Origin of the sequence: Serratia sp. ASV30 (assembly GCF_016428815.1) — a bacterium.
Taxonomy (GTDB): Bacteria; Pseudomonadota; Gammaproteobacteria; order Enterobacterales; family Enterobacteriaceae; genus Chania; species Chania fonticola_C.
In genome coordinates this window covers 1-15,991 of record NZ_JAELTL010000081.1, presented here as the reverse complement: position 1 = coordinate 15,991, position 15,991 = coordinate 1, and the positions used below count along the sequence as shown (strand labels likewise).

Below are 15,991 nucleotides of genomic sequence, written 5' to 3'. Positions count from 1 at the left end.
TTCGGTACTGGCCGGGCTGCAATTGGCAGGCAACGCACACTGGGTTTTGGTCCACGATGCTGCCCGCCCTTGCCTGCATCCCGACGATCTGGAGCGGTTGCTCGCGATCACGGCACACAGTAAGGTCGGCGGCATTCTTGCTGCACCGGTGCGTGATACCATGAAGCGTGCGCAGGTGGGCCAAAGCATCATCTCGCACACCGTCGAACGCCAGGATTTGTGGCATGCACTGACGCCACAGCTGTTCCCGCTGGAACTGCTTAAACTCTGCCTGCAACGTGCCCTGGATGAAGGGGCTACGGTGACCGATGAAGCCTCGGCGCTGGAGCATTGCGGCTATCATCCGTTGCTGGTGGCGGGGCGTGCGGACAATATTAAAGTGACGCGGCCAGAGGATTTGGCGCTGGCGGCGTTCTATTTGACTCAGTTGAACAACTAAAGGAGCGCATCATGCGTATCGGTCACGGTTTTGATGTCCATAAATTTGGCGGCGAAGGGCCGTTGGTGATCGGCGGTGTTCGCATTCCTTATGAAAAAGGACTGCTGGCTCACTCCGATGGTGACGTGGCGCTGCATGCAGCCACCGATGCCCTGCTGGGGGCGGCGGCGTTGGGGGATATCGGCAAGCTGTTCCCGGATACCGATCCGGCCTTCAAAGGGGCAGACAGCCGTGAGCTGCTGCGTGAAGCCTGGAAACGCATTCGTGCCAAGGGCTATCGTCTGGGTAATCTGGATGTCACCATCATTGCGCAGGCACCGAAGATGGCACCACACATTCCTCAGATGCGCATCTTCCTGGCGGAAGATCTGCAATGCCATATGGACGATGTTAACGTCAAAGCGACCACCACCGAGCAACTGGGCTTTACCGGCCGTGGCGAAGGCATTGCCTGCGAAGCGGTTGCCCTGTTGATCAAGGAATAACGCATGGACATGGCTAATCTGACCTGGTTGCACGGCAAGCCAGCGGCTACCGGCGTGCTGAAAGCCAACCCGGAAGACTTTGTGGTGGTTGAGGATCTGGGCTTTACGCCGGACGGCGAAGGTGAGCACCTGTTGGTGAACATCCGCAAGAACGGCTGCAACACCCAGTTTGTGGCGGACTCTCTGGCGAAGTTTGCCGGCATTCATGCCCGTTCGGTCAGCTATGCCGGTTTGAAAGATCGCCATGCGGTCACCGAGCAGTGGTTCTGTCTGCATCTGCCGGGGAAAGAATCTCCCGATCTCAGCCAGTTTGCGTTGGAAGGCTGCGAAGTGCTACAGGCCGCTCGCCACCTACGCAAGCTACGCATCGGTACGTTGAAGGGTAACGAATTTACCCTGGTGCTGCGCCAGATCAGCGATCGCCAAGAAGTGGAGCAGCGTTTGCAGGCCATCGCGGCGGACGGCGTGCCGAACTACTTTGGCAGCCAGCGCTTTGGCCGTGGTGGCAACAACCTGACGATGGCACGTCGCTGGGCCAACGATGAGATCCGGGTCAAGGAGCGCAGCAAACGTAGCTTCTACCTGTCTGCCAGCCGCAGTGCGTTGTTCAACCTCATTACCAGCCAACGTTTGGCTAACCAACAGCAGCAAACGGTGCTGGAGGGGGATGCGTTACAGCTGGCTGGCCGCGGGAGCTGGTTCGTGGCCAAAGCGGAAGAGCTAGCTACCCTGCAACAACGGTTAGACGCGGGTGAACTGATGATCACCGCTCCATTGCCGGGGGATGGTGAGCCGGGAACTGCCGCAGAGGTACTGGAGTTTGAACAAAGTTGCCTGGCGCAGCAGCCGGAATTGCTGAGTCTGTTAAAGCGTGAGCGCGTAGAGCCTGCACGACGGGCCTTGCTGCTACAGCCGCAGAAAATGCAGTGGAACTGGTGGGATGATGTCACCGTGGAATTACGTTTCTGGTTACCGGCAGGCAGTTTCGCTACCAGCGTGGTACGCGAAATAATGCAATTGGTTAGCAGTGACGCGGATATTGCCGAGTAGCCGTTAGCTTAATCAATTTTTGCTTTCTCGTTCAGGCAGAAAGGAACTCTGCCTGAACTGAATAAGACAGCGAAAATGCTGTCACTGTCCTGGCTTACCAAGCTAATTTCCCCCGTATTGCGCCATTGATTAAAACCTCATCTTCTAATTCACCTTAAATATTATAATTTGTTTATTTCTGTTTGTTATAATTAAAAATTATCTTGTTTATTATCATTGGCTTACCGAGTCCTTTATTCTTGTTGTTATTATTATAATTATTAAGTTGATCTGCGTGCTCATTGGTTTTTATACTTGCTGCGAATTTTACGAGACTAAGCGTGGCTGGAGTTGGCTGTGTTTTAAAGTTTGATATAAGAGACTCTCATTACGGATTAATCATGAAGCTCAATATTATTAAACGCCTGAGTGGTGTTGCTATTTTTTGTTTTTTACCAGGTTGTGTATTGGCCAATATGAGCGTTTATCCTATGGAAGTCGGGATCGGCGAAACTGGAGCCGCGCAAATAAGGGTTATATCCCAAAGCGACGGGGTGCAATTCGTCAAGGTAATGGAAAAACAAATACTAAATCCTGGCACTAAACAAGAACAAGAAGCGGACGTTGAACAATTTGGACAAAGCTCGCTGGTGATAACGCCGCAAAAATTGGCTATTTCGGCAGGTAGCCAACGCCTTGTACGGTTGGTCGCCCTGGAGTTACCGGAAAAAGAAACCACCTGGCGAGTTTATTTTGAAGGCGTGCCGGAATTAGAAGATAACGTTGCCGCTGCCAGCCCGCAGATGACCACGACCAAGGTAGGCATCAACCTGGTGTGGGGGGCATTGGTCCACGTTGCACCTAAAAAGGCCATTGCCAGCCTGACGCTGGATGCACAGCGCGGCCAGGTTATCAATGACGGTACGTTGCGTATTCCGCTACGAGAGGTGGGGGTTTGTGACCAGGGCGGTGTTTGCAACTGGAAAAAAGAAACCACCACGATATATCCCGGTACCGAGCTTAAAATTGCCTCGCTAATGGTAATACCAGGGAAGAAATATAAAGCGCGTTATTTTAACTGGCTTAAGAAGCGCGTTGAAGAAATTGATTTGTCTGTAAAGCTTTAAGTGTGGAGTCAAATCATGTAGAGCCCCGATCTTATGGGGTGAGTAAAGTTGGATGTTATTTATAAAATAAAATGGAGATTTTATGAAAAAGTTTATTAAACCACTGCTGATCGTTTCAACCATGGCTGCCGTATTTTCAGTTCAGGCAGTGCAGAAAGATATTACTGTGAATGCCAACGTGGATGCGACGATTGATATGACGCAACCTGATAATACCGGTTTGCCAAGCAGCATCGATATGCAGTATTTGCCAGGCAAAGGCCTGACGCCTTTTAACCTGAACACCAAGGTCTGGTCTAACAACGCTACCGCAGGCGTTAACGTTCGCCTGGTCAGAGCCGCGAGCCTGGCGGATGTCAATGGGGTTAACAAGATCCCATTGACCGTAAGCCTGGGTGGAACGGTGCTGACCACCACCAACCAACTGCTGGAAGCGGCGACCCTGTTCCCTGCGGGAATCGAAAATGGTTCAGACGTTCTGCCGCTGCGTTTTGCCCAGACCACGCAAGGCACTATCGCCACTGGCACCTACAGCGGCATTGTTAGCCTGGTGGTGACTCAGGCGACCAAGGCTCCTTAAGACGACCCAATTCAAAAGTTTGTTTTCATATCTTATGGGGCTCTTAGCCCCATTTTTATCAGGGATGAATAATGGCTTTTCGCGCTAGCCTATCTGCAGGGTTGTTGGTAGGCCTTATGATTATGCAACACGATTCGTCGGCTACCCCTAAAATTCCACCAGGCTTCGAGGCCTTGGCACAAGGGCAGCTTGTTTGGGTTGATGTTTCCCTTTATGGCAAGTCTCTCGGGCTTTATGAAGCCAATATTAATCTGGAACAGGTTGTCTTCATAAAGCCAGCGGAACTGGCTGATGCCGTGAAGCAACAGTTCAACGACGATCCTGAGCTTGGTGCACAACTGATGACAGCGCTGGGGCAACCGCTCGCGCGTAATGGCAACCTTGCCTGCAGCGGTAATGGTAACGCGCCAAGTTGCGACTATCTGGAAACCCAGACGGTTGGCATCATCTATGACGAGAATAATTCCCGGGTTAACCTGTTCCTTGACCGTCAGTACCTCCCGAAAAAAGCTGTCGGTAGCGGTTTCTATCAGGCGACAGCAGAAAGTGAAAATGCGCTGATCCATCAGCAAAACCTCAATTTTGTTGCTGATGAAAGCTATCAGTCATTGTCGCTGCAGGGGACTGGCTCACTGGGCGTCACTGAAAATGGCTATCTTAATGCCGACTGGTTCTATACGGGGCAGCGCTACCGCCATAGCAACCATCAGCAGATAGAGATGAATAATGCCTATTTTCGGCAGGACTTGTGGAAAAGCCTCTATCTGCAAGGCGGTATGATGGACTCCCGTGACATCTTCAGCAACGCGGGGGGCAACATCAACCTGAGCCAATTGCCGATTGGCAAGATCCGTGGGTTACGGGCTGGTTCGACCACGGCCTGGGTCAACCAGAGCCTGGTTTCCCGTGGGACCCCGGTCTCGGTCTTCCTTTCGCGCAACGCTCGCATCGACGCCTATCGTGACGAACAGTTACTGTCTTCCTTTTACCTGAATGCCGGGGCACAGGAACTGGATACGCGTACCTTCCCCAGCGGCAGCTATACCGTCACATTGCGGATCTATGAGGATAACCAGTTAGTCAGGACAGAAACCGTTCCTTATACCAACACCGGTGTGTCTCAGCTCAATGGCCCTCAGTGGTTCCTGCAAGCCGGGGTTGAAGTAGACCACGATACGCATCCTATGGCGGACGATCGGCGGGTGGTGCAAGGCGGGTTGCGTATTCCGTTGACCGATTCGCTGTCGCTGACTGCGGGTAGCACGATATTGAGCGACGTACACTACTGGGAAGGGGCGGCGGACTGGAGCCATGGTTTTAACAGTGGCCCGTTGGATGGCGTCATGACGGCTCGCGCCAGTTATCTGGCCGGTAGCGAGGGGACACGGGGAAATATTCAGCAAATAAACTATAACGACGGTTTTTCATTGAGTTTCTACCGCTCGGCCCTCTCGGTGCCTGACTGCGGCTCTCAACAGAGAAACTATGGTTTTAGCGGTTGTTACCAGAGTTCCAACCTGATGCTTTCAGTCCCGCTCGCGCAGTGGTTTGCCAATATTGGCTACTCGCTTAACAGCAGTGGAGGGCGTTACCGCTATCGCAGTGAACTGTCTGGCAATGATGACCACCATCAGGATGTCGCCCCTTGGGAGCAGATCTACACGACGCGTTCGCGTAGTCAAACCTGGCAGATTGGGGTCAGCCGTTCCTTTGCGTTCAACGACATTAACATCAACAGCGGAGTCAGCGCTTTCAGGCGCCATGATAGCGGCCAGCAGGGAACCGACAAAGGCGGCTACTTCACCGTCAGCCTATCGTTCTCTGGGCGCCGTGGCGGTGCCACTAACAGCACTACCTCTCTGGCCGCCAACTATCGCAATAGCCAGCGTGGGGAAGGGCAACTCAGTTATAACGCCAACTACAGCCGCTATATGGATGAGAGCGGGCAAAATGAGATGGGGGCTTCGATTTATGGCGTCAATAGCCAGACCCTGACCGCTGCAACCTACGCCCGTGCCGGTGGGCAGTACGGTAACGGCAGCTTCGCCGTCAGTGACGCCTATGACAAGGTAGCGAACCGGCACACGCTCAGCAGCAGCGGCAGCTATAGCTCTTCTTTGTTGGTCGATCGCAGCGGACTTTATTGGGGACGCTGGGGAGATGGCCGCCCGGCCTCCGCGATCACGGTTGGGGTGGATGCAGGGGAAGAGAGCCGTGCCGCATTGATCAGCGTAGCGGTAGACGGCAGCGGCCAGACGGACGTACGCAGCAACAGCCGGGCACTGTTTACCGTACCGGGCTATCAGCCAACCACCTTTGATATCAACGAATCACTTAGCGCTCCTGCCGGTATCAGCAGCGAGATCCGCCGAGGGGCGGGAACGCGTATGGCGTTTATGGTGCCGGGGAAAGTGCTGCGCCGGAATATTGAGGTGACTTCGCGCTACACCTGGTTGGGCAGAATGCTGGATGAGCAGGATAGGCCTTTGGTTAACGGCATTCCTCTTAACGTGCTGTCCTGGACCCCGCTGGGTGAAGGTGGCTTTAGCCTGGAAACCACCCGGCCAATGAAGCAACTGTATCTGATGCGTGGCTCGCAGTTCTATCAGTGTGCCATGAAGGTGCAGGCCATGCGTGACGTGGTGCGCTATGTCGGTACCACCCGCTGTGCAGGGGTGACCATGGCTAACATACCGCCAGCCGAGCAGAAGCAGGCGCAATTGATGGCCGTGCGGCAGGGCCATGGCTCTGGAGTGCCGGTGGCGATGAACATGAATTAAGGATCTGAAAATGAAAATAAGCGTCAATGCTTTAATGCTCCTGCCAGCGTTGTTGGTTTTCCCCACCGCGACGTTGGCTGCGACACCACCCGTAGCACAAAATACGGTGTTAACCATGGGGCTAGCTCTGGACTCTGTGCCTGCAAAAGTTGTTATCTGGGATAATTTATCTGCCGGGTTTGATGAAAATGATCAACCAAAGTGGGGGCGTAACACTCTGGTCTGCCAAAGTCGTACCGACAAAAAATATGGTGCATGCCTGACTAAACCGGTCTGGAATAATTCATCGGTAAGGCCCACAAAAATAACGCTGAATTTTACTTTGGCAGAAACGACAACCGTGGTCTCTTTGGTCATTGAAGGCAGCAGAATAACGATACCGAAGACGGACGGGAAGAAGTGCACTCTGGGTACTATTGGTAGCGCTGAGGCTGACGGGCCCTGTGAGGCCTTTTTTACGTTTTCGATTCCTCAGGCAGAACTGAAGAAGTTAAGTGCTGGACGTTGGACGGCCACGCTTAAACAAGACCTGATGCAATGGCCTATTACTTCTTGTTCGGGAGACTGGAGCAGTACGGCAGAGGGGTGTACGAACGTCACGAAATTACATACCTGGTCTGCGGACATCGTGTTCAATGTGACGGATGATAGTAATCAGCAGATTTATCTACCCGCTTTCCCGACTTCGGCACCAGTTGTTAACCTGAACCTGAAAACTCGGCCAGGCGTTGGTAGCGGCAAGAGCGTTAGCGGTAGTACCAGCCTGGATATGTGCCTCTACGACGGCAACAACTCGGCCAGTAAACGCATCAGCCTGCTATTTCAGGATGAGGGCATCACCGCACCGGAGCGAGCAGACGGGCAATTCTCCCTGTATCGTAATGGGGGGGATAAATCCAAGCCACGTGACCGGCTGGACTACCAGGTCAGCGTGATCAATCCCACCACCGGGGCAGTGCAAAACGTCGCCAATGGCAAAGAAATCGTCTGGAGCGATACCAACCGCCGCAATATTCAGCGGCTGGTGGTTCTACCTGGCGGTGGAGCCGCGGTACTTTGCGTGCCGGCCCCGCTGACCCTGACGACGCCTGCCTTCTCAATGGCGGATAAAACGGCGGGGGATTACACCGGCAAGCTGCGCGTTGTTTATATGCCCACGACCCAATAGTCTGGAGGGGCGAACTCGTCGGCCCTCACCCTACCTCAGGTAGTCAACCCGGCCCCTTTGCCGAGGGGCTATCCTGCCCCGTTTGCCACTGATGACCGTTGAATTGTATAGTAGATCGCATAGCTGGCTGTTTTGGCTAATACTATCAGCAACAGCGAGGCAAGCCTTGCTGTACCACGCAAGTCACAATGGGTAACACGGCAGGTTGGGCTTACTATTGAAAATATCATTAAAAACAGATGGATGTAGCAAGGTAAGTCAAACTCTTCGTTTTATCGCTTTCATCAAGAAAGTCGTTTAAATTCATTATGAGAATACTACTGAGCAACGACGACGGCGTTAGCGCCCCGGGTATCCAGATACTGGCGGCGGCGTTGCGTGAATTCGCCGAAGTGCAGGTGGTGGCCCCCGATCGTAACCGTAGTGGCTCTTCCAACGCGCTGACGCTGGAGTCGCCGCTGCGTACGCTGACGTTGCCCAACGGCGATATTGCCGTGCAGCAGGGCACCCCGACGGACTGTGTCTACCTTGGCGTTAATGAACTGATGCTGCCAGCACCGGAGATTGTGGTGTCTGGTATCAACGCCGGACCAAATCTGGGTGATGACGTTATCTATTCCGGCACCGTGGCGGCTGCGATGGAAGGCCGCCATCTGGGGCTACCCGCTTTGGCGGTGTCGCTCAATGGTCATCAGCATTATGAGACGGCGGCGGTAGTCACCTGCCGTATATTGCGCGCGCTGCAACAAGAACCGCTGCGTACCGGTAAAATCCTAAATATCAATGTCCCTGATTTACCGTTGGCGGAAATTAAAGGGATACGTGTGACCCGCTGTGGCAGCCGGCATCCCGCCGATAAGGTGTTTAGCCAACCGGATCCGCGTGGCCAGATGCTGTATTGGATCGGGCCACCGGGTGATAAATTCGATGCGGGCCCAGACACGGATTTTGCCGCCGTGGAGCAGGGTTACGTGTCGGTCACGCCTTTGCAGGTGGATTTGACCGCCTACGGGGCGCAAGATGTGCTATCAAAATGGTTAACCAAAGCAGAGGTTAGCGGGGAATGGTGAACAAACGCATACAAACGCTGCTGGCACAGCTGCGCCAGCAGGGGATCAGGGACGAACGGCTGCTCAAGGCAATCGAGAACGTACCGCGTGAGCGTTTTGTTGATGAAGCATTAGCCCATAAAGCCTATGAGAACACGGCCCTGCCTATTGGGTCGGGGCAGACGATTTCTCAGCCTTATATGGTCGCGCGCATGACCGAGCTGCTGAACCTGCAGCCGAGCTCACGCGTGCTGGAGATTGGCACCGGTTCGGGTTATCAGACCGCGATCCTGGCGCATATGGTGCAGCATGTCTGCTCCGTTGAACGCATCAAAGGGCTACAGTGGCAGGCCAAACGTCGTCTCAAGCAGCTTGATCTGCACAATGTCTCAACCCGCCATGGCGACGGTTGGCAAGGCTGGGGGTCGCGTGGACCATTTGATGCGATCATCGTAACGGCCGCGCCGCCGGAGATCCCGCAGGCGTTGATGCAGCAGTTGGACGACGGTGGAATTTTGGTGTTGCCGGTGGGCGAACAGGCTCAGGTACTGCAATGCATTCAGCGGCGGGGCGGTGAATTTTCCATCGATACCGTTGAAGCGGTGCGATTCGTTCCCTTGGTCAAGGGCGAACTGGCTTAGCCTACGCAGAGCAACATGACGGATAAATAAGTTGAATAATATTAATTTTCATTAGAATTGTTCCAGTATGTAGTTGTCTTATGGCGTGATCGTGCCAATGTGGCTAGCATTGGCGCCACGGTTTTTTAGCTCCCTGGTGGGTGATCTTCTGGTTTTCAGGGATCGGCCGGGGAAACCTTGTGCTGTAGAACGATAAAGCTCGGCTACGATGTATAAGGTATTTTTTGATATTGCTGTCATGGGGGAAGCATGAGCACGGGAAGCCCAATGAGTTCTTTACGCCGAGTTGCGGTGTGTACGATGTTAAGTGTTTGGTTAGTGGGTTGTTCGGATAAAAATTCTACTTCGGCACCTATCAGCAGCGTTGGTGGTGGTGGAGCCGCGGCATCGGCTAACGCCGGTGGCGGTAATGCACCACAGGGGCGTATTGTTTACAACCGTAGCTATAACTCGATCCCCAAAGGGAGCTACAACGGTGGCAGCACCTATACCGTTAAACGTGGCGACACGTTGTTCTATATTGCCTGGATCACCGGCAACGATTTCCGCGATCTGGCCCAACGCAACAATATTCCACAGCCATACAGCCTGGAAGTCGGCCAAACCCTGCAACTGGGGAGCGGTTCTGCCAACGGCGGCGGTGGGATGTTAGCGGGTGGGAATGGTACGGTGTCAAAACCACCTTCTACCACTCAGATACAAACTGCAACGGTTGATTCTCAATCAACGAACGCGTATTCTGATAACTCGAGTAAACAGAATGTAGGTAAAATGTTACCTGCATCAGGAGCCGTTGTGGCAGGCTCAGCCGCAGCTCCTGTTACCGCACCAGCCGCTACGCCTCCGGCGAGCAGCACCGCCAGCAACAGCGCCCCAGTTAGCACCTGGAAATGGCCAACTGACGGTAAGATCATCGATAACTTCTCCTCATCGGAAGGTGGGAACAAAGGCATCGATATCTCTGGTTCCCGTGGGCAGCCGATTGTTGCTACCGCCGATGGCCGTGTAGTGTACGCAGGCAACGCTTTGCGGGGTTACGGTAATCTAATCATCATCAAACATAACGATGATTACTTGAGTGCCTACGCCCATAACGACACCATGCTGGTCCGGGAACAACAAGAAGTGAAGGCGGGGCAGAAAATAGCAACGATGGGAAGCACCGGAACCAGTTCAGTACGTTTGCATTTCGAGATTCGTTACAAGGGGAAATCCGTAAACCCGCTGCGTTATCTTCCGCAGCGATAGATTGGGCAGAATGCGTTGTATTCTGCTCGCGGTATCACGGGTAGGAGCCGCTTTATGAGCCAAAATACGCTGAAAGTTAACGAGTTACATGACGATGCAGATTTCGATGAGAACGCCATGGAGGCTGAGTCATTCGATGAAAAAGCGCAGGTAGAAGAAGAGACCAGCGAGAATGACTTGGCGGAAGACGAGCTGTTGTCTCAAGGTGTTACCCAACGCGTATTGGATGCCACGCAGCTCTATCTGGGCGAAATCGGTTACTCCCCTCTGCTAACCGCAGAGGAAGAAGTTTATTTTGCGCGGCGTGCACTGCGCGGAGACGTGCCGTCCCGCCGCCGCATGATAGAAAGTAACCTGAGGCTGGTAGTGAAAATTGCCCGTCGTTATAGCAATCGCGGCCTGGCGCTGCTGGATCTGATCGAAGAGGGTAACCTTGGTCTGATCCGTGCGGTGGAAAAGTTTGACCCAGAGCGCGGTTTCCGTTTTTCCACCTATGCGACCTGGTGGATCCGCCAGACGATTGAACGGGCGATCATGAATCAAACCCGGACTATCCGTTTGCCGATCCATATCGTCAAAGAACTGAATGTTTACTTGCGCACCGCGCGCGAGCTTTCTCACAAACTGGATCATGAACCCAGCGCTGAAGAGATTGCGGAGCAACTCGACAAACCGGTTGATGACGTCAGCCGTATGCTGCGCCTGAACGAACGTATCACTTCTGTAGATACGCCGTTAGGTGGGGATTCAGAGAAAGCCCTGTTGGACATTCTGACCGACGAGAAAGACAACGGGCCTGAAGACACCACGCAAGACGATGATATGAAACAGAGCATCGTCAAATGGCTGTTCGAATTGAACGCCAAACAGCGTGAAGTGTTGGCTCGCCGTTTCGGCCTGTTAGGCTATGAAGCGGCTACGCTGGAAGATGTTGGCCGTGAGATTGGCCTGACACGTGAGCGTGTTCGTCAGATCCAGGTTGAAGGCTTACGCCGCCTGCGTGAAATTCTGCAAATGCAGGGCCTGAGTATTGAGGCACTGTTCCGCGAATAAACGCGTTATAGCCATAAAATAAGAACGGTGAGCGTTGATGACGCTCACCGTTTTTTTATGCCTGCGATTTGCTGCGATTGACGGTGTTGTCATCAGGTACGGTGATCGTTCTGTTTTTCCGTAAAAGAGAGATGACGAGTAACGTGGTTAGGCCAGTGTCTGCAATTGATAACGAACTCGGACAATCCCCTCTCCCTGTGGGAGAGGGGTCATATGCCCAAGTCAATGGAACAGCCTTACACCAAGCTTTTTAGCCGGTAGATCCACTCCAACGCCTGGCGTGGCGAAAGAGAATCCGGATCCAACGTCTCCAACGCTTCTACCGCCGGTGACACCTCGTCGTTCAACAACGTCATCTGGGTGGCATCTACCGTACCCGCCGCCGTCTGGCTGGAGAGGCTCTCCAACTCACGCAGCTTCTGGCGCGCACGTTTGATCACATCACGTGGCACACCGGCCAACGCCGCCACCGCCAAGCCGTAGCTCTTACTGGCAGCGCCATCTTGTACGCTATGCATAAAGGCAATGGTATCACCGTGCTCCAGCGCATCCAGATGCACGTTAACCACGCCCTCCATTTTCTCCGGCAAGGTAGTCAGCTCAAAGTAATGGGTGGCAAACAGCGTCATAGCCTTGATGCGGCTGGCCAGGTTTTCTGCACAGGCCCAGGCTAAGGAAAGCCCGTCGTAGGTGGAGGTGCCACGGCCAATCTCATCCATCAGCACCAGGCTGTTTTCCGTGGCGTTATGCAGGATATTGGCGGTCTCGGTCATTTCCACCATAAAGGTTGAGCGGCCAGAAGCCAGATCGTCTGCTGCGCCCACCCGGGTAAAGATACGATCCACCGGTCCGATGGTGGCTTTTGCCGCCGGTACATAGCTACCGATATGTGCCAGCAACACAATCAGTGCCGTTTGCCGCATATAGGTACTTTTACCGCCCATATTCGGGCCGGTAATGATCAGCATACGGCGCTGCGGCGAAAGGGAAACCGGGTTGGCAATAAAGGGTTCGCTTAGCACCTGTTCCACCACCGGGTGGCGGCCATCGACTATGCGAATGCCGGGCTGCTCAGTGATGGTCGGGCAGGCGTAGTTCAGCGTTTCGGCACGTTCCGCCAGGTTGGCTAACACATCCAGCTCGGCCAAGGCTCCGGCGCTCTGTTGCAGTTGCTCCAGATGCGGCAGCAGCAGATCGAACAGCTCGTCATACAGCCCTTTTTCGATCGCCAAGGCTTTCCCTTTTGAGGTCAGCACCTTGTCTTCATACTCTTTCAGCTCGGGAATGATGTAGCGTTCTGCATTCTTCAGCGTTTGGCGGCGCACATAGTGGATCGGCACCAGGTGGCTTTGCCCACGGCTGACCTGAATGTAGTAACCATGTACGCCGTTGAAACCAACCTTCAGCGTATCCAGGCCCAGCTTCTCGCGCTCGCGGATCTCCAGGCGATCCAGATAGTCGGTAGCACCGTCGGCCAGCGCCCGCCATTCATCCAGCTCTTCGTTATAACCCGGAGCAATCACGCCACCATCACGGACCAACACCGGTGGGGATTCCACAATAGCGCGCTCCAGCAGTGCCTGTAGCTCGTCAAATTGACCGACCTGTGACAACAGCTTTTGCATCTGTGGTGCATCAGCGTTTTCCAGCAGGGCGCGGATATCCGGCAACTGCTGGAAGGCGTGGCGCATACGTGCCAGATCCCGTGGTCGAGCCGTGCGCAGTGCCAAACGGGCAAGAATACGCTCCAGATCGCCAACCTGACGCAGAGGTTGCTGCAACTCACTACTCAATGGCTGCAATGCAGCGATGGCCTGCTGGCGGTTGTTCAGCACCTGGACGTCGCGGGTGGGCATATGCAACCAGCGCTTGAGCATACGGCTACCCATTGGGGTAACGGTACGATCGAGGATGGCGGCCAGGGTATTTTCACCGCCGCCGGACAGGTTCTGGGTGATTTCCAGGTTACGGCGGGTGGCCGCATCCATAATGATGCCGTCTTGCTGGCGCTCCATAGTGAGGCCACGGATATGTGGCAGCGAAGTACGCTGGGTATCTTTGACATATTGCAGCAGGCAGCCCGCCGCGCGCAGTGCCTGATGGGCCTGCTCGACGCCAAAGCCGGTCAGATCGCGGGTGCCGAACTGCAGGTTCAACTGCTGGCGTGCGGTGTCCAGCTCAAATTCCCACAGCGGGCGACGGCGCAGACCGTGGCGCTGTTCGATCAGCGCCATTTGCTCGAAGTTTTCCGGGTACAGCAGCTCAGCCGGATTGGTACGTTGCAGCTCGGCTGCCATGGTTTCAAGATCTTCTGGCTGGGCAACGCGGAAGCGGCCGGAGCTGAGATCCAATGTGGCATAGCCAAAGCCACGGCCATCCTGCCAGATGGCAGCCAGCAGGTTGTCCTGGCGCTCTTGCAGCAGGGCTTCGTCGGTGATGGTGCCAGGGGTAACGATGCGCACCACTTTACGCTCTACCGGACCTTTGCTGGTGGCTGGGTCGCCAATCTGCTCACAGATTGCGGCCGATTCCCCAAGCTGTACCAGCTTGGCAAGATAGTTCTCCACCGCATGGTGAGGTACGCCCGCCATTGGGATGGGTTCACCCGCGGAGGCACCGCGTTTGGTCAGCGAGATATCCAGCAACTGAGAGGCTCGTTTGGCATCGTCATAGAACAGCTCGTAGAAATCCCCCATCCGATAGAATAGCAAGATCTCCGGATGCTGCGCCTTAAGGCGCAGGTATTGCTGCATCATAGGGGTGTGCGAATCGAGTTTTTCGGTGCTTGTCATAACGTTACTGTTCCAATCCATTGAATTCAAAGTTGATTGTGATATTCGTTGTCGTCATTGGGTATCACGTCGCCTCATTAAAAACCGCCAAAACGTTCAGGATGAGCAACAGCAAGCGCTGCTCAAATAAATCAATCGGTTGGTCAAGGGATTGAGCATATATGACCGGCAAACAGGCTGGCAAACCTTTGTCACTCAAAGCCAGCACAATGACGAGATTGGCGGATAAAAGCCGCGCCAAACTCGGCAAGATCCTAGGTTTACGTACCGCAAGCATCAGGATCTTTTTCAGCCGCTATACTAGCCCAGTAGGCAATAGGCTGTCACAGCCAAAAATTGGAAGCATTACGCAAACTGCTCTTGTAATAGACTGAATAGGTTACATCGATGAGGTTAAACGGTAAGGAAAGGGGGCTGAAAGAAGCAAGCTGCTGCATTAGAGAAGGGGGCATGAAGCACAATGGTTAGCTATTTTCCAATACTGCGGTTTATAGCCACTAACCCGGTCGTTGGGATAGTATCGCTGTCAACCAGCGTAGGGATATCTCTTGTCAGTAGTAGAATGCGTTTAGTCCGACGCAAAGCCATGAGCAAAATAGCGGTCGTGCTGGGCGATGAAAATGGAGAAAGTGCGCTTTATCATAGCGCCTCCTTGCAGGTATGAAAGACCCTCCAGTCCCACCCTATATCCTGTATGACTGTTTGGCGGCGGTATCTTTTGGTCAGCGCTTCTTTTTTGATGATTGGTGGGTTTTGATATCTACCTGTCCCGATGAACGGCCATTTACGCGCGAAAGAGCTCTACTTATCAATATAAAAATCAAAGCGTAACAATAAGCTTTGATTGGGGTTGGATATCCTGATTAATAATTGATTTGCTGGGTTGTGTTGAATGTCATGCGTTATTGTATTGCCGTTCATAGCGGATTTAAATGGGAGTTTTCTCTTTGTTTTTTCTTTTTGTCTTATAATTGATTGTGTTCTTGAATAAATCCATCTATAAGCGATTATAAAATATAAGGAATGTTTTTTATGATGTTTGATAGTTATTGTAAGCAATAAAAGTGATTGACGATAATAATTTTATAAGAATATACTGATAAGGCTGGGTGTAAAGGAATGTCATGACTTTATCCAGGTGATAAGAGAGTTTTTTGCATAAATCAAAGAGCCGGAAATTAATTTTGGCTTGCTCTGCCTATGGTATTAGAACCTGGATATATATTAAAGACGATATTGGGTCGCCAGTCATTGGTGCTCCTGAATGCTGTGCGTTCCAATATGGATGGATTATTTTTACCAGGAGGTAAGTATTCCAATGATTCTAATAGACTCAGATTATTCCTGCTCATTAAGTAAAGTAACCTTTAAATCGCTCATCGATTCCTTGAGATGTGAGCCAACCCCTGCCTGGCGTTATGGCGAGGGTTCTATCGCTTTTGTTGATGGGGACTCGGCTAATATCTACAGCGTCTGTCTCTTATACACATCTCCGAGCCCACGAGACAGGAGGTATCATCTCGTATGCCGTCTTCTGCGTGAAAAGGGGGGGGGGGGGGGGGGGGGGGGGGGGGGGGGGGGGGGGGGGGGGGGGGGGGGG

The 15,991-nt window shown here is 53.3% G+C and carries 13 protein-coding genes; 11 read left to right on the top strand and 2 right to left on the bottom strand.

Annotation, left to right across the window (positions count from 1 at the left end; genetic code table 11):
- The 11 genes from JHD74_RS23705 to rpoS all read left to right on the top strand — a co-directional run.
- Positions 1-439: 2-C-methyl-D-erythritol 4-phosphate cytidylyltransferase (locus JHD74_RS23705; protein ID WP_199063641.1), on the top strand; the 439-nt coding region annotated here is incomplete at its 5' end.
- 11 nt (positions 440-450) lie between these two features.
- Entirely contained in the window at positions 451-924 is a 474-nt protein-coding gene (gene ispF / locus JHD74_RS23700; RefSeq protein WP_021179414.1) for a 2-C-methyl-D-erythritol 2,4-cyclodiphosphate synthase, read from the top strand.
- 3 nt (positions 925-927) lie between these two features.
- The gene (truD, locus tag JHD74_RS23695) at positions 928-1,974 is read left to right on the top strand and encodes a tRNA pseudouridine(13) synthase TruD (RefSeq protein ID WP_074032417.1); all 1,047 of its coding nucleotides are present in this window, start codon (positions 928-930) and stop codon (positions 1,972-1,974) included.
- Positions 1,975-2,354: 380 nt separating this feature from the next.
- On the top strand, positions 2,355-3,080 hold the full coding sequence (locus JHD74_RS23690; RefSeq protein ID WP_074032416.1) for a hypothetical protein: 726 nt from the start codon (positions 2,355-2,357) through the stop codon (positions 3,078-3,080).
- 82 nt (positions 3,081-3,162) lie between these two features.
- Positions 3,163-3,660 (top strand): CS1 type fimbrial major subunit, encoded by a 498-nt coding sequence (locus tag JHD74_RS23685; protein ID WP_074032414.1) that lies wholly within the window; start codon positions 3,163-3,165, stop codon positions 3,658-3,660.
- A 116-nt stretch (positions 3,661-3,776) separates the two neighbouring features.
- The gene (locus JHD74_RS23680) at positions 3,777-6,440 is read left to right on the top strand and encodes a TcfC E-set like domain-containing protein (protein WP_211136457.1); all 2,664 of its coding nucleotides are present in this window, start codon (positions 3,777-3,779) and stop codon (positions 6,438-6,440) included.
- Positions 6,441-6,450: 10 nt separating this feature from the next.
- Positions 6,451-7,608, top strand: a complete 1,158-nt coding sequence (locus JHD74_RS23675; protein ID WP_199063640.1) for a CfaE/CblD family pilus tip adhesin — start codon at positions 6,451-6,453, stop codon at positions 7,606-7,608.
- 308 nt (positions 7,609-7,916) lie between these two features.
- Positions 7,917-8,678 carry a 5'/3'-nucleotidase SurE gene (gene surE / locus JHD74_RS23670; protein WP_065687019.1) on the top strand — a complete coding sequence of 254 codons (762 nt, stop codon included), beginning with the start codon at positions 7,917-7,919 and terminating at the stop codon, positions 8,676-8,678.
- On the top strand, positions 8,672-9,298 hold the full coding sequence (locus tag JHD74_RS23665; RefSeq protein ID WP_065687018.1) for a protein-L-isoaspartate(D-aspartate) O-methyltransferase: 627 nt from the start codon (positions 8,672-8,674) through the stop codon (positions 9,296-9,298). Before surE ends, JHD74_RS23665 begins: the two co-directional genes overlap by 7 nt.
- A gap of 267 nt (positions 9,299-9,565) precedes the next feature.
- On the top strand, positions 9,566-10,546 hold the full coding sequence (gene nlpD / locus JHD74_RS23660) for a murein hydrolase activator NlpD (RefSeq protein ID WP_081375847.1): 981 nt from the start codon (positions 9,566-9,568) through the stop codon (positions 10,544-10,546).
- Positions 10,547-10,600: 54 nt separating this feature from the next.
- The gene (gene rpoS, locus JHD74_RS23655) at positions 10,601-11,599 is read left to right on the top strand and encodes an RNA polymerase sigma factor RpoS (protein ID WP_024484093.1); all 999 of its coding nucleotides are present in this window, start codon (positions 10,601-10,603) and stop codon (positions 11,597-11,599) included.
- A 236-nt stretch (positions 11,600-11,835) separates the two neighbouring features.
- Here rpoS and mutS read toward each other — a convergent pair whose 3' ends face one another.
- Together mutS and JHD74_RS23645 are read right to left on the bottom strand one after the other, a co-directional pair.
- Positions 11,836-14,391: a DNA mismatch repair protein MutS gene (mutS, locus tag JHD74_RS23650; RefSeq protein WP_098931735.1), complete on the bottom strand. Its 2,556-nt coding sequence runs from the start codon at positions 14,389-14,391 to the stop codon at positions 11,836-11,838.
- Between the two features lie 64 nt (positions 14,392-14,455).
- Positions 14,456-14,668: a hypothetical protein gene (locus JHD74_RS23645; protein ID WP_178380952.1), complete on the bottom strand. Its 213-nt coding sequence runs from the start codon at positions 14,666-14,668 to the stop codon at positions 14,456-14,458.
- Between the last annotated feature and the right edge of the window lie 1,323 nt (positions 14,669-15,991).

Coding starts and splice junctions, on each gene's coding strand:
- ispF (WP_021179414.1), top strand. CDS start 451: ATGCGTATCGGTCACGGTTTTGATGTCCATAAATTTGGCGGCGAAGGG.
- truD (WP_074032417.1), top strand. CDS start 928: ATGGACATGGCTAATCTGACCTGGTTGCACGGCAAGCCAGCGGCTACC.
- JHD74_RS23690 (WP_074032416.1), top strand. CDS start 2,355: ATGAAGCTCAATATTATTAAACGCCTGAGTGGTGTTGCTATTTTTTGT.
- JHD74_RS23685 (WP_074032414.1), top strand. CDS start 3,163: ATGAAAAAGTTTATTAAACCACTGCTGATCGTTTCAACCATGGCTGCC.
- JHD74_RS23680 (WP_211136457.1), top strand. CDS start 3,777: ATGATTATGCAACACGATTCGTCGGCTACCCCTAAAATTCCACCAGGC.
- JHD74_RS23675 (WP_199063640.1), top strand. CDS start 6,451: ATGAAAATAAGCGTCAATGCTTTAATGCTCCTGCCAGCGTTGTTGGTT.
- surE (WP_065687019.1), top strand. CDS start 7,917: ATGAGAATACTACTGAGCAACGACGACGGCGTTAGCGCCCCGGGTATC.
- JHD74_RS23665 (WP_065687018.1), top strand. CDS start 8,672: ATGGTGAACAAACGCATACAAACGCTGCTGGCACAGCTGCGCCAGCAG.
- nlpD (WP_081375847.1), top strand. CDS start 9,566: ATGAGTTCTTTACGCCGAGTTGCGGTGTGTACGATGTTAAGTGTTTGG.
- rpoS (WP_024484093.1), top strand. CDS start 10,601: ATGAGCCAAAATACGCTGAAAGTTAACGAGTTACATGACGATGCAGAT.
- mutS (WP_098931735.1), bottom strand. CDS start 14,391: ATGACAAGCACCGAAAAACTCGATTCGCACACCCCTATGATGCAGCAA.
- JHD74_RS23645 (WP_178380952.1), bottom strand. CDS start 14,668: ATGCTTGCGGTACGTAAACCTAGGATCTTGCCGAGTTTGGCGCGGCTT.